Source organism: Thioclava pacifica DSM 10166, from assembly GCF_000714535.1.
Lineage (GTDB): Bacteria > Pseudomonadota > Alphaproteobacteria > Rhodobacterales > Rhodobacteraceae > Thioclava > Thioclava pacifica.
This window is the reverse complement of sequence record NZ_AUND01000023.1, coordinates 348,808-367,722: the sequence shown is the minus strand read 5'-3', so window position 1 is coordinate 367,722 and position 18,915 is coordinate 348,808. Positions and strand designations below refer to the sequence as shown.

The 18,915-nt window shown below is 64.4% G+C and carries 18 protein-coding genes; 4 read left to right on the top strand and 14 right to left on the bottom strand.

What is annotated here, in order from left to right; genetic code table 11:
• Positions 1-87: 87 nt before the first annotated feature.
• Positions 88-1,980 (top strand): monovalent cation:proton antiporter-2 (CPA2) family protein, encoded by a 1,893-nt coding sequence (locus tag TP2_RS11055; RefSeq protein ID WP_038077255.1) that lies wholly within the window; start codon positions 88-90, stop codon positions 1,978-1,980.
• Positions 1,981-2,088: 108 nt separating this feature from the next.
• Here the strand turns inward: TP2_RS11055 and TP2_RS11050 are convergent, their stop codons facing one another.
• The 5 genes from TP2_RS11050 to TP2_RS11030 all read right to left on the bottom strand — a co-directional run bounded on the left by TP2_RS11050 (position 2,089) and on the right by TP2_RS11030 (position 7,003).
• Positions 2,089-2,598, bottom strand: coding sequence for a CarD family transcriptional regulator (locus TP2_RS11050; protein WP_038077253.1), 510 nt, complete (start codon positions 2,596-2,598; stop codon positions 2,089-2,091).
• A gap of 319 nt (positions 2,599-2,917) precedes the next feature.
• Entirely contained in the window at positions 2,918-3,259 is a 342-nt protein-coding gene (gene fdxA / locus TP2_RS11045) for a ferredoxin FdxA (protein ID WP_038077251.1), read from the bottom strand.
• A gap of 102 nt (positions 3,260-3,361) precedes the next feature.
• Positions 3,362-3,637 (bottom strand): RNA-binding S4 domain-containing protein, encoded by a 276-nt coding sequence (locus TP2_RS11040; RefSeq protein WP_038077249.1) that lies wholly within the window; start codon positions 3,635-3,637, stop codon positions 3,362-3,364.
• 9 nt (positions 3,638-3,646) lie between these two features.
• Positions 3,647-6,481, bottom strand: coding sequence for a helicase-related protein (locus tag TP2_RS11035; RefSeq protein WP_038077246.1), 2,835 nt, complete (start codon positions 6,479-6,481; stop codon positions 3,647-3,649).
• Positions 6,482-6,499: 18 nt separating this feature from the next.
• Positions 6,500-7,003, bottom strand: coding sequence for a tetratricopeptide repeat protein (locus tag TP2_RS11030; protein ID WP_240473747.1), 504 nt, complete (start codon positions 7,001-7,003; stop codon positions 6,500-6,502).
• 134 nt (positions 7,004-7,137) lie between these two features.
• On the opposite strand from TP2_RS11030, the gene TP2_RS11025 reads away from it, so the two are divergent.
• Both TP2_RS11025 and TP2_RS11020 read left to right on the top strand, forming a co-directional pair.
• Positions 7,138-7,425, top strand: coding sequence for an SCP2 sterol-binding domain-containing protein (locus tag TP2_RS11025; protein ID WP_038077242.1), 288 nt, complete (start codon positions 7,138-7,140; stop codon positions 7,423-7,425).
• Positions 7,425-8,408: an alpha/beta fold hydrolase gene (locus tag TP2_RS11020; RefSeq protein ID WP_038077240.1), complete on the top strand. Its 984-nt coding sequence runs from the start codon at positions 7,425-7,427 to the stop codon at positions 8,406-8,408. Before TP2_RS11025 ends, TP2_RS11020 begins: the two co-directional genes overlap by 1 nt.
• Here the strand turns inward: TP2_RS11020 and TP2_RS11015 are convergent.
• The 4 genes from TP2_RS11015 to TP2_RS11000 are packed head-to-tail and all read right to left on the bottom strand — an operon-like array spanning position 8,389 to position 12,339.
• On the bottom strand, positions 8,389-9,114 hold the full coding sequence (locus TP2_RS11015) for a proteasome-type protease (protein ID WP_038077237.1): 726 nt from the start codon (positions 9,112-9,114) through the stop codon (positions 8,389-8,391). The genes TP2_RS11020 and TP2_RS11015 overlap by 20 nt on opposite strands.
• Before the next feature lie 33 nt (positions 9,115-9,147).
• Complete coding sequence (locus TP2_RS11010; RefSeq protein WP_038077234.1) at positions 9,148-9,960, bottom strand: transglutaminase family protein; 813 nt, start codon at positions 9,958-9,960, stop codon at positions 9,148-9,150.
• On the bottom strand, positions 9,957-10,919 hold the full coding sequence (locus TP2_RS11005) for an alpha-E domain-containing protein (protein ID WP_038077233.1): 963 nt from the start codon (positions 10,917-10,919) through the stop codon (positions 9,957-9,959). Before TP2_RS11005 ends, TP2_RS11010 begins: the two co-directional genes overlap by 4 nt.
• A 7-nt stretch (positions 10,920-10,926) precedes the next feature.
• A complete protein-coding gene (locus TP2_RS11000) occupies positions 10,927-12,339 on the bottom strand; it encodes a circularly permuted type 2 ATP-grasp protein (RefSeq protein WP_038077725.1) in 1,413 nt (470 codons plus the stop codon).
• 219 nt (positions 12,340-12,558) lie between these two features.
• On the opposite strand from TP2_RS11000, the gene TP2_RS10995 reads away from it, so the two are divergent.
• Positions 12,559-14,379 carry a M3 family oligoendopeptidase gene (locus TP2_RS10995; protein ID WP_038077232.1) on the top strand — a complete coding sequence of 607 codons (1,821 nt, stop codon included), beginning with the start codon at positions 12,559-12,561 and terminating at the stop codon, positions 14,377-14,379.
• Between the two features lie 149 nt (positions 14,380-14,528).
• On the opposite strand, the gene TP2_RS10990 is transcribed toward TP2_RS10995, so the two are convergent.
• The 5 genes from TP2_RS10990 to lgt all read right to left on the bottom strand — a co-directional run bounded on the left by TP2_RS10990 (position 14,529) and on the right by lgt (position 18,800).
• Entirely contained in the window at positions 14,529-15,251 is a 723-nt protein-coding gene (locus TP2_RS10990) for a Hint domain-containing protein (protein ID WP_169739525.1), read from the bottom strand.
• A gap of 394 nt (positions 15,252-15,645) precedes the next feature.
• A complete protein-coding gene (locus tag TP2_RS18520) occupies positions 15,646-15,804 on the bottom strand; it encodes a hypothetical protein (protein WP_157617105.1) in 159 nt (52 codons plus the stop codon).
• 234 nt (positions 15,805-16,038) lie between these two features.
• On the bottom strand, positions 16,039-16,800 hold the full coding sequence (pgeF, locus tag TP2_RS10985; RefSeq protein ID WP_038077228.1) for a peptidoglycan editing factor PgeF: 762 nt from the start codon (positions 16,798-16,800) through the stop codon (positions 16,039-16,041).
• Between the two features lie 15 nt (positions 16,801-16,815).
• Positions 16,816-17,898, bottom strand: a complete 1,083-nt coding sequence (locus TP2_RS10980; protein WP_038077226.1) for a class I SAM-dependent methyltransferase — start codon at positions 17,896-17,898, stop codon at positions 16,816-16,818.
• Positions 17,895-18,800, bottom strand: a complete 906-nt coding sequence (gene lgt, locus TP2_RS10975; RefSeq protein WP_038077224.1) for a prolipoprotein diacylglyceryl transferase — start codon at positions 18,798-18,800, stop codon at positions 17,895-17,897. Before lgt ends, TP2_RS10980 begins: the two co-directional genes overlap by 4 nt.
• Between the last annotated feature and the right edge of the window lie 115 nt (positions 18,801-18,915).

The following is an 18,915-nucleotide window of genomic DNA, read 5'->3' as shown; positions in this document are numbered from 1 at the left end:
AACCCGCCCGCCCCGAAGCTAGGCTAGGATAAACCGTTATTTCTCCGGGCGCGCATCGCGCCCCAACCCGAGGATGCAAGCCCCGCGATGGAAAGCTTCCTGTTCCAAGCCACGCTCTATCTCGTCGCGATGGTCATCGCGGTGCCGCTGGCCTCGCGTGCAGGGCTCGGCTCGGTGCTTGGTTACCTGATCGCGGGGATCCTGATCGGCCCCGTTACCGGGCTGTCGGGCTCCGAGATGAGCGACTTGCAGCATTTCGCCGAGTTCGGCGTGGTGATGATGCTTTTCCTGATCGGGCTGGAGCTGGAACCGCGCGCGCTCTGGGCGATGCGCGACAAGCTGCTGGGCCTCGGCGGGATGCAGGTACTGATCACGATGGTTCTGGTCACCGCGATCGTGATGGCGATGGGCGAGGATTTCCGCGTCTCTTTGGCGATCGGGATGACGCTGTCGCTGTCATCTACCGCGATCGTCCTACAGACGCTCAATGAAAAGCAGCTGATGCAGACGGCGGGCGGGCGGTCCTCTTTTGCGGTGCTGCTGACGCAGGATATCGCGGTGATCCCGATGCTGGCGCTGATGCCGCTTCTGGCGCTGCCGGGGGCGCGGGCGGTCGCGAAGGCCGATCACGGTGATCACGTCGTCGCGCGCCTGATCGACGCGCTGCCCGCCTGGGGGGTGACGCTGATCACGCTGGCGGCGGTGGTCTTCACGGTACTGATCGGTCACTACGTGGTGCGCCCGCTGTTTCGCTTCGTTCAGGGCGCTCGGCTGCGCGAGATCAACACCGCGATGGCGCTGCTGATCGTCGTCGGCATCGCGAGCTTGATGAACCTCGTGGGACTTTCGCCCGCGCTTGGCACCTTCCTCGCCGGGGTGGTTCTCGCGGACAGCGAGTTCAAGCACGAGATGGAATCCGACATCGAGCCCTTCAAAGGGCTCTTGATGGGGCTCTTCTTCATTACCGTCGGAGCGGGTATCAACTTCGCTGTCATCACAGCCCAGCCCTGGAACATCTTCGCGCTCGTGGCGCTGCTGGTCGGTCTGAAATCGGCTATCCTTTATGGCCTCGCCCGTGTCTTCAAGCTGCGCGGCAAGGACCGATCTCTGTTCACGCTAAGCCTCGCGCAGGCAGGTGAATTCGGCTTCGTGCTCGTCTCCTTCGCGGTCGGGCAACGCATCCTGCCCAATGCGCTTGCCGAGAAGCTGCTGGTGGTCATCGCGCTGTCGATGCTGATCACGCCCCTGCTGTTCATCCTGCACGAACAGATCGGCAAGCGGCTGCGCAGCGCAGACGCCCCCGATCCCGACGCGATCGACGAACAGCAGCCGATCATCATCGCGGGCGTCGGCCGGTTCGGCCAGGTGGTGAACCGGCTGGTGACCATGTCCGGGCTGCGCACGACGGTTCTGGATTCCGACCTCAAGACGATCCAGCTGATGCGCACCTTCGGCTTCAAGGGCTATTTCGGGGATCCGACGCGGCCGGACCTTCTGGCCGCCGCCGGGATCAATCAGGCGCGGGTTCTGGTGGTCGCGCTCGACGGGCGCGAGCAGACTACGAAACTGGTGGAATACGCCCGCCGGATCCGGCCCGATCTGCATATCGTGGCGCGGGCGCGCGACCGGACGCATGTGTTCGATCTTTACCGGGCCGGGGCGAACGATATCGTACGGGAGATGTTCGACAGCTCGCTGCGCGCGGGCCGCTACGTGCTGGAAAACGCGGGCCTGTCGGAATTCGAGGCCGCAGAGCTCGAGAAGCTGTTCTTCAAGCTCGACCGGGCGGCCGTGCGCGACCTTGCGAAACTGTGGAAGCCGGGTGTGCCGATGGAGCAGAACACCGATTACATCGCGCGCACGAAGGAGCTGAACGCCGATCTCGAAGCCGCGATGATGGAGCAGTTCCGCCGCCGCGGCGAGCGCGACGAGAGCGACCGGGAGACGCCGGGAACCGTCGAGGGAGGCCCGGACGCGTGAAGTCCGGCTGAGCACGCGCCCCTTATCGCCTAAAACCGAAAAGTCTCTTTGCAATAAGAAACGCGAGGCCCGAGAGCCTCGCGTTTCAACATTTCATCTGTCGTCGAATCAGGCGGCGCGGCTGACCAGAACTTCGTCGACGGTCTTCGCGGCGCGGGCCTCATCGGTGCCCGACACGGCAGCGACTTCGCGGGTCAGACGCTCGAGCGCGGCCTCATAGAGCTGACGCTCCGAGTAGGACTGTTCGCGCTGATCATCGTTGCGGTGCAGATCGCGCACCACTTCGGCGATCGACAGCAGGTCGCCCGAATTGATCTTCTGTTCGTATTCCTGAGCCCGACGCGACCACATCGCACGCTTGACCTTTGCCTTGCCCTTCAGGGTCTCAAGGGCCTTGGTCACGATATCGGGCGAGGACAGGCTGCGCATGCCCACTTCCGTCGCCTTGTTCGTCGGGACGCGCAGGGTCATCTTGTCCTTCTCGAAAGAGATCACGAACAGCTCGAGCTTAAGCCCGGCAATTTCCTGTTCTTCGATGGACATGATTTTACCCACCCCATGCGCCGGATAGACGACGAAATCATTGGGGCGGAATTCGGTCTTCTTGGTCTTGGTCATGCGGTTCGTTTCCTTGCAGCCGGCTTCGAACCTCGGTATCAGGCGAGCATAAGACGCCCACGGGGCGCCTTGGCTCCGCGTTCGTCTATTCATCGCGAGATCGCATTCGCAGGCGAGCAGGTCACTGCGAACGGTGGGGTCGAAACTCTTATATGACAGAAATATAGCAGAAAACGCATGTATTTCAAAGCGTCATGCGCTCGCGCTTCGGTGAGCGCCTTGTTTCCCAATGGGTTAGTCGCCAAAACCCGTCAAGATGCCGCAGCGTCACCTGACCCGGAACACCTCGAATCGACCCCGGAACGCCAGAATCAGGGGATCAGCCGTCGCCCTCGCCCGGGTTCTCCGAGAAGTATTTCTCCAGCTTGCCCGTCTCGCCGTCATATTTCTCGGCCTCAGGCATCGGGTCTTTCTTCTGGGTGATGACCGGCCAGAGCTCGGAATATTTCCGGTTCATCTCGACCCAGCTTTCCATTCCCGGCTCGGTATCGGGACGGATCGCATCGGCGGGGCATTCGGGTTCGCAGACGCCGCAGTCGATGCATTCGTCGGGATGGATCACCAGCGTGTTCTCACCCTCGTAGAAACAGTCCACCGGGCAGACTTCGACACAATCGGTATATTTGCAGTTGATGCAGTTATCGATGACGACATAGGTCATTGCGAAACCCCGGTTTGTCAGCTTCCTGACCCGTCCTAGCGGGGGAAGCGCCGCGTTTCAAGGGAGCGTGCGGCCTTTTCGCTGCGGCATGGCGCGCAGGGTTCAAACCTCGGGCGCGATCTCCTCATAGAGCCCTTGCGCCTCGCTGGCCGGACCGCGCCGTGTGCCGCATTCAAGGATGCGCAACACCCGCACATGCGCCCCGAGCCGCACCGTCAGAACATCGCCCGGGCCGACACCGCGGCCCGGCTTCTCGATGCGCTGTCCGTTCAGACGCACCTTGCCGCCCTGCACCGCATCCTGCGCGAGGCCGCGGGTCTTGCAGAACCGCGCCTGCCAGAGCCACTTGTCGATGCGGATGCGCTCGGGCGCGTCCATGTCCGGAACTTACTTCTTGTCCTTGAGGGCTGCGAGCACCGCGAACGGATTGTCCGGATCGATCGGCTTGTCCTTCTTCGGCGGGCGCGCCTCGAAGTTGCGCGCGCCTTGCGGCTTGCCGCCTTTCTTCCCGCCCTTGTGACCGTCGCGCTTGCCGTGCGGCTTGCCGCCCCCTTTGCGCTCGCCACGTTCACCGCCGGGCTTGCCGCCCTGCCCCGCTTCGCGGCGCGGCGGGCGATTGCCGCGCGGACGTGGGGCCCAGGTGAAGGTGTAGAAGGTCTCGATCTCGTCGCCTGCAACCTCTTCGGCCGAGATCATGTCGCCGCCCGCCTCGGCAGCGGCTTCCGCTTCGGGATGGATCTCGGCGGTCTCGTCGCCACCACCAGCCTCGGCCTTCGCCTCGTCGGCCAGCTCGGCCTTCAGCGCCTCGGCGCCAGCGGCCTCCTCGGCCTTCTCGATATCGGCGGCTTTCACCTTCGCGCGCTCGCCCTTCTCGGCCTTGTAGCCGAGACCTTCCATCAGGTCGGCAAACTGCTCGAGCGTCATGCCGGTGATCGAGAGCATATCCGGGTTTGCCTCGAACCCGCCCCGGCTGTCCTGCCCGCGCAGCAGATCGGCCAGACGTTCGAGCATGTCGATGCGGATCGCGCGCGAACCCGAGGGGCGGTAGCCCGACAGGCGATAGGTCTCGGCATCGAACGTATCGATATTGGGAATGGTCACGAGGCCCGGAGGCGGGCTTTCGGGGAATTCGTCCGCGCCCGACCAGAGCGAAGCCAGCACCAGCCGCAGTCGGGTCGGCGCGGGCTTCAGAAGCGCGGGCATGAAGATCGTATATTGGCCGAAACGCACGCCATGCTTGCGCAGGGAGCCGCGCGCGTCCTGATCGAGGTCTTTCACCTCGGCGGCGATCTGCTCGCGCGGGATGATGCCGAGAGCTTCGACCATGCGGAAGGCGAAACCACGCGCAAGGCCCGTGAGCGCCTCGTCACGGCTCATCGCGAGGAGCGGCTCGAACAGGGCCGCGACCTTGCGGTCGATGAAATGCTGAAGGCGGCGGGTGACCTTCTCGGCCACATCCGAACCGGCCTCTTCGTCGACGAAGGCCTGGACCGAGGGACGCAACAGATCGGCGCCCTTCACCAGCTTGCCCACGGCGAGTTCGCCCCACATCAGGCCGCCCTGTTCGGTGAAATCCATCTCCGTATCGGGGGCGTTGTAGAAGCGATCCGCACGCAGAGAAAACTCGGGCGCGAGCGCCTCATAGGCCGCGCGGGCAAGCATCTTCGCCTCGTCGGGCGATCCGGTTTCGTCCTGCTTGAAGCGGAATCCTTCCAGACGGCCTGCGAATTCGCCTTCAACCGTCACTTCGCCCTTGTCGTTCACCTCGGCCACGAGGGTCTCCTTCTGCTTGAGCCGGCGCAGCAACACCGATGTGCGCCGGTCCACAAATCTTTGCGTCAGCGCGCCATGCAGCGCATCCGACAGGCGGTCTTCTACAGCGCGGGTCGCCTCGCGCCAATGACTTTCGTCATCGACCCAGCCCTTGCGTTGCGCAACGTAAGTCCAGGTGCGGATGAAGGCGAGACGGCGGCTCAGCGTATCGATATCGCCGCCCGTCCGGTCGATGCGCTCGATCTGGCGCGCGAGCCAGTCCGAGGGCACGCCTTTGCCCGTTTGCAGAAACTCGAAGATGCGCGCGAGAAGCGTGGCATGTTCGGCCTCGGAAATCGAACGAAAATCGGGGATTCGACAGACATCCCAGAGAAGCTGCACATCCTTTGGGCTGTTGACCCGGTCGCGGATCGCCGGATCGTCGCCCAGCATCTTGAGCGCGCGCAGATCGTCGGCCTCGCGCCCCTTGGTCAGCCATTCGCCTTCCGGCCGCGCCTCGAGCGAGGCGATCAGCCGGTCGAGCGAGCCGAATTCAAGCCGTGCGCTGCGCCATTGCAGGCGCTGGAGCGGCGCGAACCGGTGGTTCTCGATCGCCTCGATCACCTCGGGCTGGAGGGGGCGCGCCTCGCCTGTCACCCCGAAGGTGCCGTCCGAAGTATGCCGCCCTGCCCGGCCCGCGATCTGCGCCAGCTCATGCGGGAAGAGCGCGCGCATCCTGCGCCCGTCGAATTTCGAGGTGGCCGAGAAGGCGACATGGTCAATATCGAGGTTCAGCCCCATCCCGATCGCATCGGTGGCCACCAGATAATCCACGTCGCCATTTTGATACATCGCCACCTGCGCGTTGCGGGTGCGGGGCGACAGCGCCCCCATCACCACTGCACAGCCGCCCTTCTGGCGGCGGATCAGTTCGGCGATGGCATAAGTATTCTCGACCGAAAAGCCGACGATGGCCGAGCGCGGCTTCATCCGGGAAATCTTCTTCGAACCGGAATAGGTCAGCTCCGAGAACCGCTCGCGCTTGGTGAACTGCACCTTCGGCACCAGCGCGGCAATCGCGCCCCGCATGGTTTCAGACCCAAGAAACAGCGTCTCATGCAGCCCGCGCGCGTGCAAAAGCCGGTCGGTGAAGACATGGCCCCGCTCGGGATCGCCGCAAAGCTGGATCTCGTCGATGGCCAGAAAATCCGCGCCGATCCCCGTCGGCATCGCCTCGACCGTGCAGACCCAATATTGCGTGCGCTCGGGCACGATGCGCTCTTCGCCTGTGACAAGCGCCACCACCGAGGGCCCGCGCTGCGCCACGATCCGGTCATAGACCTCGCGCGCCAGAAGCCGCAAAGGCAGACCGATAACGCCGGTGCGATGTGCCAGCATCCGCTCGATCGCGTAATGCGTCTTGCCGGTATTGGTCGGCCCCAGAACGGCCGTGATCCGCCCGCTTTGCATCGCTGCTCCGTTCCGGCCTCAGAGAGCCGTACCCTGATGCGCCTTCTCGAGACGCGCAATGGCGTCTTTCACATCCTGTTGATGCGGGTTCAAGGCGAAAGAGGCGCGGTAGGCTTCCAGCGCACGCGCGTCATCGCCCATCTCCTCGAGAATCGCACCGAGGCCTGCGAGCGCGCCCCAGTGGCGCGGTTCCAGCTTCAGCGTATGCGCGATATCGGAGGCCGCGGGGCCATAGAGACCAGCCATGAAATAAGCCGTGGCGCGCCCGTTCCAGCCCGCCGCGAAATCCGGCGCATGATCGGTGAGCGCGGTAAAATGCTCGATCGCGGCATCTGCATCGCCATCGTCAAGCGCCTGTTCCCCGCGCTTGAGCAGCAGATCCATCGTTGCCGATCCCGAACGCGACCACGCCCTACGGATATCGGCTTCGGCGCGCGCCCAGCCCTGTTCGGATGGGTCGGCAAGCTCCTTGAAATAGGGTTCGAGCCCCTCCGTCTCGGCCCGGGCGGGGAAAGCCGCCATTGTCGCAAGCGTGAGGCTTACGCAAAATGCCGTGACGACACATTTGTATCTGTGAATTCGGTGCCACATAGTCTCGACTGTAACGCAAATGCCGGAGAAAGCGAGAGCCCGGCCATCAAAACTGGAGGACTTCCATGAGCGAGGTGATCGACAAGGCTGTCGAGGCGCTGCAGGCGAAATTGCCGGACGGTTTTTCGTCCACCGCGAAATTCGTGATCGAGGATGAAGGCTCGATCATCGTCGATGAAGACGGCGTGCGCGCCGGCGACGACGAAGCGGAAGTGGTGCTGACCGCTGACCGCGACACGTTCGAGGGCATGCTCAACGGCGATGTGAACCCGACGGCGGCCTTCATGTCGGGCAAGCTGAAGATCGACGGCGCGATGGGCCTCGCAATGCAGCTGGGTGCGGCGCTGGCCTGATGGAGCGCGCGCCCTTTTACGAACAGATCGCGCGCGGCCCCGAGGGCGGCGCGGCCTATTGGCTGACAGCACGCGACGGCGTTCGCATCCGCTTCGGTCACTGGCCCAGCCCCCCTCAGCCACGCGGGACCGTGTTCCTGTTATGCGGGCGCACCGAGTATGTCGAAAAATATGGACCTGCCGCGGCGGATTTCGCCGCGCGGGGCTATGCGATGCTGGCCATCGACTGGCGCGGCCAGGGACTGGCCGATCGCATCCTGCCCGACGCCCCCGAAAAAGGGCATGTCGGCGGGCTTCAGGATTACCAGTGGGATCTGCATGCGGTGATTGACGCCGCCGATGAGCTGGGCTTGCCGCAGCCCTATTTCCTGCTTGGCCATTCGATGGGTGGCGCGATCGGGCTGCGCGCGATCGAGCACCAGAATCACCGTTTTGCCGCCGCCGCCTTCTCTGCTCCGATGTGGGGGATCAAGGCACCTGCGCTGCTGCATCCGTTCCGCATCCTGCTCGCGCAGCTTCTGGGAGACTCTTTCCTTGCAGAGGCCTACCCGCCCGGGATGAACGGGACGACCTATGTCTATCGCGACAGCTTTCTCACGAACCGGCTGACGCGCGATCCCGAGATGTGGGCCTGGCTGATCGAGCAAGCCGCGAAGCATCCCGAACTGACGCTGGCTGGCCCCACGATCCACTGGGTCGCCGAGAGCCTGCTGGAATGCGAGGCCCTCGCCTCGTTGCCTTCACCCGATCTGCCCTGTTATTGCGGGCTCGGGGCTGAGGAGAAGATCGTGCATTGCCCGGCGGTGCATGACCGGATGAATCGCTGGCCCAAGGGCAGGCTCGACCTCATCCCCGGGGCTGAGCACGAACTCATGATGGAAATCCCCACCACCCGCGCACGGTTCTATGACGGCTGCGCGGCGCTGTTCGATGCAGCCGGCGGGCTCGAGGCCCGCGACAAACTCACAGCTGAATCTGCGTGAACCCTTCGCGCAGCGCGTTCGACCACGCTTCGGACATGCGCGCGAAATCGGGATCGCCCGCCTCGATCCGGCGGCGCGCACCGATCGTGCATTCATCCTTGCGGATCACCGCAAGATCGAGCGGCATCCCCACCGAGAGGTTCGAGCGCAGCGTCGAATCCATCGACAGCAGGACCGCCTTCTGCGCGTCTTCGAGGCTCGTTTCGGGGCGCACGACACGATCGAGGATCGGCTTGCCGTATTTGTGCTCACCGATCTGGAGGAAGGGCGTGTCCTCGGTCGCTTCGATGAAATTGCCTTCCGGGTAGATGAGAAACATCCGCATCTCGCCGCCGGCACGCTGGCCCGCGACAATCATCGAGGCGGAGGTCGAGACCCGCTCTGCATCCATGCGGCTGACGATATCCTTGCGCACGCCCGCCATCGTATTGCCGATGATCTCGGCCACTTTCAGCATCGTCGGCGCTTCCATGATCGAGGTCTCGCCGGTGGCGTCGGATGCATCGACCGCTTCGCGCAGCCGCGCCAGCGTCGTCTGCGTGACCGAGAGCGAGCCTGCAGTCATGATCGCGATGACGCGCTCGCCGGGATCTTCGAAGGTGAACATCTTGCGATAGGTCGCGATATTATCGAGCCCACCATTCGTCCGGGTATCGGACAGCAAAACCATGCCTTCATTCAGCAGAAGGCCCACACAGTAGGTCATCTTTGTCCCCTGGATCCCTGACAGGCGCGCAATCTATTGCTGGAGCTGTTCTAACGCAACTGTGACGTCCAGTCGCTCCTCGCCCGCGCCCTGGGTGATGCCGCGGATCGGTGCGGCCTCGCGCGCATCAAGCCCGGAGCCAAGGCGGATATAGCGCTCGTCGGGGCAGCATTCATTGGCCGGGTCGAAGCCGATCCAGCCGATCCCCTCAACCCAGATCTCGGCCCAGGCATGGGCGGCCTCGTGCGGCGCGCCATCCTCGGTCGCAAACAGATAGCCCGAGACGTAGCGCGCAGGCATATCCACCGCACGCGCTGCGGCGACCAGCGCGTGAGCGTGGTCCTGACAGACCCCCTCCCCCTGCGCCAGCGCCTCGGCGGCGGTGGTGTGGGTATGGGTCACGCCGGGCTTGTAGGCGATCGCCTCGGCGACAGCCGCGCTGAGCCGGTGCGCCCGGTCGAGCATGTCAGAGGCACCCTCAATTGCACTTTCGCCCAGCTCCTGAAGCGCGTCGTCGATCCAGGTGGCGACGGTCTCGCGCAGATAGGCCATCGGGTGAACGAGCTCACGATGGCCGCGCAGCACGCCCGAGGTATCAAAGGTCTCGACCTGCCCGGTGACGGTGATGGTGACGGCCTCGACCGGCGGACGGATCGACCACCCCTCGACCCGGTCGCCCGCGCCATCGCGGAACGAGCCGCCTTTGACGCCGCCTTCGACAGCCACCGACCAGTCGATCGTGCGCTGCCCGTCGAAGCGCGACGGGAAGAGGCGCAGCGATTGCACTGCGGTCCCCATCGGCGCGTCGTAATCATAGGTGGTGACGTGATTGACAGTGAGGATCATCGCGCATCTCCCGACAGGTAGTTGCGTTGCACCATCCCCGCCAGATCACCGATATCGCCGATGAAGCGGGTCAGGAACTCGTGAAGGCCTTCGTCGAAAATCTCGGTCACCTGGGTCTGATCGAGCTCGCGCACGAGGCCGCGCGCGCGCAGCTGAACCGGGCCCGTGGCCCCTTCGTCGCCGTAGAAGCGCGCGATATTCTCGAGATGATGCAGCGCCTTGCGCATGGCCGACATCAGCGAGCGCGGGCTCGCCGGGTTCAGGATCAGGAAATCGACAATCTTCGAAGCGGTGATGTCACCGCCATAGGCCCAGTGGAAGGCACGGTAGGATTGCAGGGCGCGCAGCAGCACCTGCCATTGGTAATTGTCGAACCCGGTGCCGACCATTTCGACCGAGGGCAGCAGCACGAAATACTTTACGTCGATGAGGCGTGCGGTGTTGTCGGCCCGCTCCAGCGCATAGCCGAGATTCATGAAGAAGAACCCGTCATTGCGCAGCATCGTCGCGTCCATCGCCCCGCGCATCATCGCGGATTGACGCGCGACCCATTCGCAAAGCTCCGTCGTCTCCCATTCCGAGCGCGGCTGACGCTCGATCTGGCGGATTTCCTGAAACGCGGTGTTGAGCGTGTCCCAGACCTGCCCAGTGATCGCGGTGCGCACGATGCGCGCATTCTCGCGGGCGCGCTCGATACAGGAGATCACCGAGGAGGGGTTGTCGCGATCGAAGAACAGGTAGCTCTCGATATTGCGCTGTACCGGGTCGCCATATTTCTCGGCAAAGCCCTCGGCCGTGCCCGAGGCCTGCAAGAGGCTCTCCCACTCCGAGCGATAGCCGTGCCCCGCCGAGGGGGTCAGCGCGATCCGGGCACCCACCTCGAGCAGGCGCGCCATGGTTTCCGCGCGCTCCATGTAGCGCGCAATCCAGAAGAGGTTTTCCGCCGTCCGGCTCAGCATGTCACAATCACTCCGCCAGAACCCAGGTATCTTTGACCCCGCCGCCCTGCGACGAGTTCACCACGAGCGAGCCTTCGGTCAACGCAACGCGCGTCAGCCCGCCCGGCACCAGCTCGACCTTCTCGCCCACGAGGCAATAGGGCCGCAGGTCGACATGGCGCGGTGCCACGCCCTCCTCAACGAAGGTCGGTGTCGTCGAGAGCGCCAGCGTCGGCTGGGCAATGTAGTTCACCGGGTTTTCCTTGATCTTGATGCGGAAGGTCTCGATCTGCTCCTTCGTGGCTTTCGGGCCCACCAGCATCCCGTAACCGCCCGATCCGTGCACTTCCTTCACCACCAGCTCGGGCAGGTGATCGAGCACATATTTCAGATCATCGGGCTTGGCGCATTGCCAGGTCGGCACATTCTCCAGCAGCGGCTCTTCGCCGAGATAGAAACGCACCATCTCCGGCACGAAGGTATAGATCGCCTTGTCATCGGCCACGCCCGCGCCCGGCGCCGAGCAGATCGTGACGCCGCCCGAACGGTAGACATCCATCAGCCCCGGCACGCCCAGCATCGAGTCGGGACGGAAGCAGAGCGGGTCGATGAAAGCGTCATCGATCCGACGATAGATCACGTCGAGTTTCTTCGGGCCTTCGGTTGTGCGCATCCAGCAGAAGCCGCCTTCGCAGAACAGATCCGCCCCCTCGACCAGTTCGACCCCCATCAGGTCGGCGAGGAAGGAATGTTCGTAATAGGCAGAGTTGAAATGGCCCGGCGTGAGGATCGCAATCGTTGGCTCGCGGTCACATTTCGCAGGCGCCACCGAGGCCAGCGTGCGGCGCAGCGCATCGGGATAACCATCGACCGGCTCGATCCGGTTCTCACGGAAAAGCTGCGGGAACATGCGCATCATGATCTCGCGATTTTCCAGCATGTAGGAAACGCCCGAAGGCGTGCGGCAGTTGTCTTCCAGCACGTAGAACTGGTCCGGCCCGGTCCGGACGAGGTCAATCCCGACGATATGGCTGTAGATGCCGCGCGGCGGGATGAAGCCCGAAACCGCGCGCTCATAAGCCTCGTTCTGATAGACAAGCCGCGCGGGGATACGCCCGGCACGCACGATTTCGCCCCGACCATAAACATCGAGAAGGAACGCGTTAAGCGCGCGCGCACGCTGCTTGATGCCGCGCTCCAGCTTGCGCCATTCGGTCTGGGTGAAGACACGGGGGAACATGTCGAAGGGGATCAGGCGATCCGGATCTCCGCCCTCGCCATAGACGGCAAAGGTGATCCCGATCCGTCGGAACAGCGCCTCGGCCTCGGCCTGCTTCATCGCGCGCAGCTCTGCCGGCATATCGCGCATCCAGCCGTCGAGCCCACCGTAAGGCTGGCGGACTTTCCCGCCATCGAACATCTCGTTGAAATACTCGGTCATCGCGAACGCATTCACTCCCCTGCTCTTTCCTCATCTCTAGGTCGTGATTGCGGCGAGGAAAAGCCGATCCCCAATGTTAACGTTCCCAATCCCGTCAGGGAAACGTCATTTGACAGGCATTGCCTAAAATTTGTGCGCCCCATTGCGCTTGCCTTGCCCTTGCCAGTCCGGCCTCGCTGCCCCTATCTGATTGGTAACGCAAAACGCCAAGAGGATAGCATGACCATTTCGCCCCGCCGCCCCGTCTTCGATGCCAACGCAAACTCAGGCGCGTTCGGAGATCTGCCCGAGTGGGACCTCAGCGACCTCTACACGGCCCCCGACGCGCCCGAACTGGCCGAGGACATGGCGTGGCTGGAGAAAGCCTGTGCCGCCTTCGCTGCCGATTACGAAGGCAAACTCGCCGATCTCGATGCCGCCGGCATGGCCGAGTGCATCGCCCGCTACGAGGCGATCGACGAGAAAGCCGGTCGCGTGATGTCCTATACCGGCCTGCGTTATTACCAGAACACGGTCGATGCGGGCCGGGTAAAACTGCTGTCGGATGCGCAGGACAAGATCACGACTTACACCACGCCGCTCGTCTTCTTCAGCCTCGAATTCAACCGCATCCCGGATGAGACCTACGAGGCCGTCTTCGCCGATCCGAAAGTGTCGCGCTACAAGCCCGTCTTCGACCGGATGCGCGCGATGAAGCCCTACCAGCTCTCCGACGAGCTGGAGAAATTCCTGCACGATCAATCGGTCGTGGGCGCGGCCGCCTGGAACCGGCTGTTCGACGAGACCACCGCGGCGCTGGAATTCGAGGTGCAGGGCGAGACGCTCTCGCTCGAAGCCACGACGACGCTTCTGTCCGATCACGACCGCGCCAAACGCGAAGCGGCGGCGCACGCACTCGCCAAGGTCTTCGGTGAGAACATCCGCACCTTCTCGCGCATCCACAACACGCTGGCCAAGGAAAAGGAAATCGAGGATCGCTGGCGCAAGATGCCGACCCCGCAAACCGGTCGGCACCTGTCGAACGATGTCGAGCCCGAAGTGGTCGAGGCGCTGCGCAATGCCGTGGTCACCGCCTATCCGCGCCTGTCACATCGCTACTACAAGCTGAAGGCGAAGTGGCTCGGCCTCGACACGCTGCAGATCTGGGACCGCAACGCGCCGCTGCCGACCGAGGCCCCGCGCGACATCCAGTGGGACGAGGCGAAAGAGACCGTGCTCGACGCCTATGCGGGCTTCGATCCGCGCATGGCCGAGATCGCCCAGCCCTTCTTCGAGAAAGGCTGGATCGACGCGGGCGTGAAACCGGGCAAGGCGCCGGGCGCCTTCGCGCATCCGACCGTGACGACCGTGCACCCTTATGTGATGCTCAACTATCTGGGCAAACCGCGCGACGTGATGACGCTCGCGCATGAGCTGGGCCACGGCGTCCATCAGGTGCTGGCGGCGGGTCAGGGCGAGATGCTCGCCTCGACCCAGCTGACGCTCGCGGAAACCGCGTCGGTCTTCGGCGAGATGCTGACCTTCCGCAAACTGCTCGCCGCCGCGAAGACCAAAGAGGAGCGCAAGACCCTTCTCGCCGGCAAGGTCGAGGACATGATCAACACGGTCGTCCGGCAAATCGCCTTCTACGATTTCGAATGCAAACTGCACGCGGCGCGCGCCCAGGGCGAACTGACGCCCGAGGATATCAACGCGCTCTGGATGTCGGTGCAGGGCGAAAGCCTCGGCCCGGCCTTCGAATTCATGGACGGCTACGAGACCTTCTGGTCCTACATCCCGCATTTCGTCCACTCGCCCTTCTACGTCTACGCCTATGCTTTCGGCGACGGGCTGGTGAATGCGCTCTACGCCGCCTACGAGGCCGAACCGCAGGGTTTCCAGGACAAGTATTTCTCGATGCTGGAAGCCGGTGGCTCGATGCATCACAAGGAACTGCTCGCCCCCTTCGGCCTCGACGCCTCGGACCCGGCCTTCTGGGACAAGGGCCTGTCGATGATCGAAGGCTTCATCGACGAGCTGGAGGCGATGGAAGAAGCCTGATCGCCGCTTCTTCTTGATCCAAATATCTCGGGGGTGAGGCGCATCGCGCCGAGGGGGCGGCGCCCCCTTCGCCTACCCCCTAAAAAACAAACGCCCGCGCTTGGATCATCGGCGCGGGCGTTCTGTATGCTCGGCTGCCCGGACAGGGGTCAGATCAGCATTTCCTCGACCTCGAACCGGGTCAGGCGCGGCGCGCAAAGCGGGCCGAAATCGCGCAAACGTTCGATTTGCGGGAAAAGCGCGGTGAACAGCTCGGCCATGCGCGGGTCGATCATTCGCTCGATCCCCTCGCCGGGGTGATAGCTCTCGATCTCCATACCGCCGACCTTGAGCGAGCCGTGACGCTCGAGCACGACGTGATAGGCGCTGACCGGCGAAACCGGCGAGACCTCGATCACGCTGACACCGTCGACGAACCCCGCGATCGGCGCATAGGCGGCCTCGATTCCCATCCGCGCCCGCAGTCTCGCATCGCGCAGGCAAAGCCGTGCATGCGGGCCCAGCACGAGATCAGGCATCGGGCGGCCATGGCCGAAGGCTTCGGCGGTGACACGGATCAGCTTGTGCGCCTCTTCGGCCGAAGCCGGGAACAGCGTCATCGAGCCAATCCAGGTCACGGTTTCGACGCGCTCGTCAGCGGTGATCACCCGCATCCCCGGCACGAGATCCTCGACGGCGACCGGGCCGTCCTCGGTTGCAAGAACGGAGCCGCGCGCCAGCGCGGAGAAGGCTTCCTCGAACAGAGGGATCGCCGGGGCGATGCGAAGTTCTTCCTCAATGAGCCCGGTGGGACCGAGCCACATCGTGGAGTAGCGCCGCGTCATCGCCGAAGCGCGCAGCGTGCGCTTCGGCGAAGGCGGTGTGGCACGCAAGACGCGAGGTGCCTGCGTGTCAGTCGCAGTGCGGAGAGAACCTGCCTCCGCGGACCGGTGGGTCATATTCATGCGATCAGCCTTTCGGTCTGGTCACATCTGCTACGGCCCCCACCGGTTGCAGAGAGACGCCCCCAACATGCGCAGCGCAGGGCTTTCCGTCAAATTTTCTCGATTATTGTCCCCGTGTGGCCAGAGAGTCTGCGGCCCACCCCTGCGAGTGTTTCCCCAGCGCGAACGCGCGGCCACAGTCTCGACACACTCCAGATACGAATCACCCGCGCCTCGGGAGCAGACCGGGACGCGGGTGACGGTGGTCGGACTTGGCAGCGTCCGACCGGGTCTCGCCCCGCCCACCGGCATGACCAAAAGCGGTGCGCGGACGAGGTTCGGATCAGCGTGCGGCGGAGCGCGTGCGCTGCGGCCGCTCGACGGCGCGGCGCTCGGCCAGCGGCTTGCGGGTGGCGCGCGCCCAGGGCATGGGCGTTTCGCAGCGGGCGGCTTCGGCCAGCACCGATTTCATCCAACGGCGCGTCGGGTTTTTCTGGGTCATTGCTCTATACCTCGTCTTCGGACCGGCTTGATCCGGCTCGACCCTGTTATCGCGATCCAATGGGGCCAGCGTGAGGCGCAGGGATAAATTTTTGCGCGCCGCGCAGGCGTGGATTGTGGCGTCGACGCATTGTTTCAAATTCCCGTGAAATCAGAGGGATTTCGGCCGGTTTGGCGTCAGACCCGTCACAAGTAGGGCGTCATTCGGACCGCTGAGCCCGCATTCGCGCCTCAATCACAGTCGAATCGCAGAGATCAGGCGACCGTAATCAACCTCGCCCGCATGGGTGGTCCGGCGATAGGAATAGAAGCGGTCGGGATCGCGATATGTGCACTGGCGGATCCATTCCGCCTGGCCCACGCCCGCCGCGCGCAAGCGATCGAGCGAGAAGCTCGGCAGATCGAAATGCGGCTTCCCGCTTGGCCCGCCCGAGAAGAACCGCGCATAGGCCGGGTCTTCGATGATGAAGCGCTCCATGAACTCCTCGCCCACCTCATAGGCATGCACGGAGATGCAAGGCCCGATAACCGCGACCGTATCCTCGCGATGCGCGCCAAGCGCCTCCATCGCGTCGAGCGTGTTCTCGAGCACCCCTTCGAGCGCCCCGCGCCAGCCCGCATGAGCCGCGCCGATCACGCCTGCCTTGGCATCGGCAAAGAGAACGGGCTGGCAATCGGCGGTCAGTACGGAAATCGCAACACCCGGCGTGGCGGTGACGATCGCGTCGGCCTCGATCGGCCCGACAGGCGGGCCGTCAAGCGTCGCGACATCGGGGGAATGAACCTGATTGACACCAAGCAGCGCCTCGGGGGCAACGCCCAATGCATCGGCGGCGCGGGCGCGGTTGGTGCGCACGGCTTCGGACTGATCCGACGATCCGGGCCCGCAATTGAGCCCCGAAAAGATCCCGGACGATGCTCCGCCACGGCGCGTGAAGAAGCCGTGCCGAACGCCGTTCAGCGCAGGGGAGGTCAGGATTTCGAGCGTAGTCGCCATCGCGTCCTCTCGGGCTCAGGGTCGGGCGGGATCGAATCCGGGCGGCAGCGCCGCACCCGGCGCAACGATCGCCAGAGACTGAAACAGGTGACCCATTTCCTCGGGGTGGGTCAAGCGGCGATGCGCGGCGATATGGCCCTCAAGCGCCGCGCCGTCCAAGCTTTGAGCAAGCGCCTGCGCCCGTGCCGTAATCCCGAGCCGCTCGAGCAGGACGCCTTGCGGCGTCATCGCGGAAACCTGCGCGCCAGCTGCGCGCGCGGCCGAGGCGAGCGGCTCGAAATCGACATGGGCCGTCAGATCCGCTTCACCGGGCGCCTCAAAGGGATCGACGGGCTGATGCGCCTTGAGCGCCTGGAACGTATCGCCAAGGCTGTGCCAGTTGCCGTAATCGATCAGCAGCGCCGCGCCACCCTGCGCGGCAATCCGGGAGGCCAGCGTTTCGGCAATGCTCACCGCGGGGGCACAGGTCTCGACCACGTCACCGAATTGCGTGTCGGCGATGCGCGGCTCCAACGCCTCAAGCCGCACGGGCGGGGCGAGACCGGGCACAAGCACGCGATCAGGGCCAAGACCCACCTGACGCTCGGCCCAGCCCTTTTCAACCCGCTGGAATTGCCGGATCGGCAGCGCGTCGATAAATTCGTTGGCGACGAAAAACAAAGGCGCTGCGGGCAATGTGTCGATGCTGTCGTGCCATGTGACCTTGTGCCCTTCGAGCCGCGCGCGCTGGATCTCGCGCAGGGTGGCAGAGGCCTCGATCAGGTGGACCCGAGCTGCCTCGAGCATTCCCGGCACCGAGCGCATCGCGCGCAGCATATCGGCCATCAGCGTGCCCCGCCCCGGCCCGGCCTCCGCCAGCACAAACGGCTCGGGCCGCCCCTGATCGAGCCAGGACTGCGCCAGACACAGGCCCAACATCTCGCCGAACATCTGCGAAATCTCGGGCGCGGTGATGAAATCGCCCTGCCCCCCGAACGGATCGCGGGTCGCGTAATAGCCATGCTCGGGATGCAGCAGGCACGCGCCCATGTAGCGGTCGAGCCGCATCGGCCCTTCGGCGGCGATCTGCGCCGCGAGTATTTCGCCCAGCGGTGTCACGAGGCTTTCGGCGCGCGCAGCGCCCGGATCACGAAGAACAGCCCCACCGCGATCATTGGCAACGACAGCACCTGCCCCATCGTCAGCCCCAGCCCATCGGTGAAGCGGATCACGTGGCCATAGGGATTGTCGACGGTCACGAACTGCGCATCTCCTTGGCGGAACAGCTCAACGAAGGCACGCGCGGCCCCGTAGCCCATCAGGAAGATCCCGAGGCTCAGGCCCGGACGTTTGAGCGAGCGCGCGAACCGCACCAGTCCCCAGAGGATTACCCCGAGAAGCAGCCCTTCCAGCCCCGCTTCGTAAAGCTGCGACGGGTGGCGGGCACAGCTGCCATCCACCTGCCCCGCGATGCCCAGACAAGTCTGCGCCGCATCGCCGGGGAATATAACGCCCCAAGACACATCGGTTGGGCGCCCCCAAAGCTCGGGCTTGATGAAATTCGCGATCCGCCCGAGGAACAGCCCGATCGGCGCGACCAGCGCCATCGCGTCGGCCAGTTGCAGCTTTGGGATCGCGTGGCGGCGTGCGAACCACCAGCCCGCGACCAGCGTGCCGAGGAAGCCGCCATGGAAGGACATGCCGCCCTCCCAGACCTTCAGAATGTCGAGCGGATGCGAGAGATACCAAGCAGGCTCGTAGAACAGAACGAAGCCGAGCCGTCCGCCCAGCACGACCCCGAGGATCACCGCCGTCAGCAGATCCTCGACCTTGCCCGCCTCCATCGGTGCGCGGTCGCCAGGCCAGAGGCCGGGGCGCTTCATCAGCGCGACAATGATCCGCCAGCCCGCCACCAGCCCCGCGATATAGGCCAGCGCATACCAACGGATCGGCAGGCCGAGCCCTGGAATGGTGAAGGCAACCGGATCGAATTGCGGAAAGGGGATGGCAAGGGGCAGCACGCTTGTCTCCTGTCATGGGCCGCGGCGAGAAAGCCCTGCGCGGGTCGGGAAGTCAACCTTGCCTCCGCCGCGCGCACAGCCCATATAAGCGGGGAACCTGAATTTGACCGCGAGG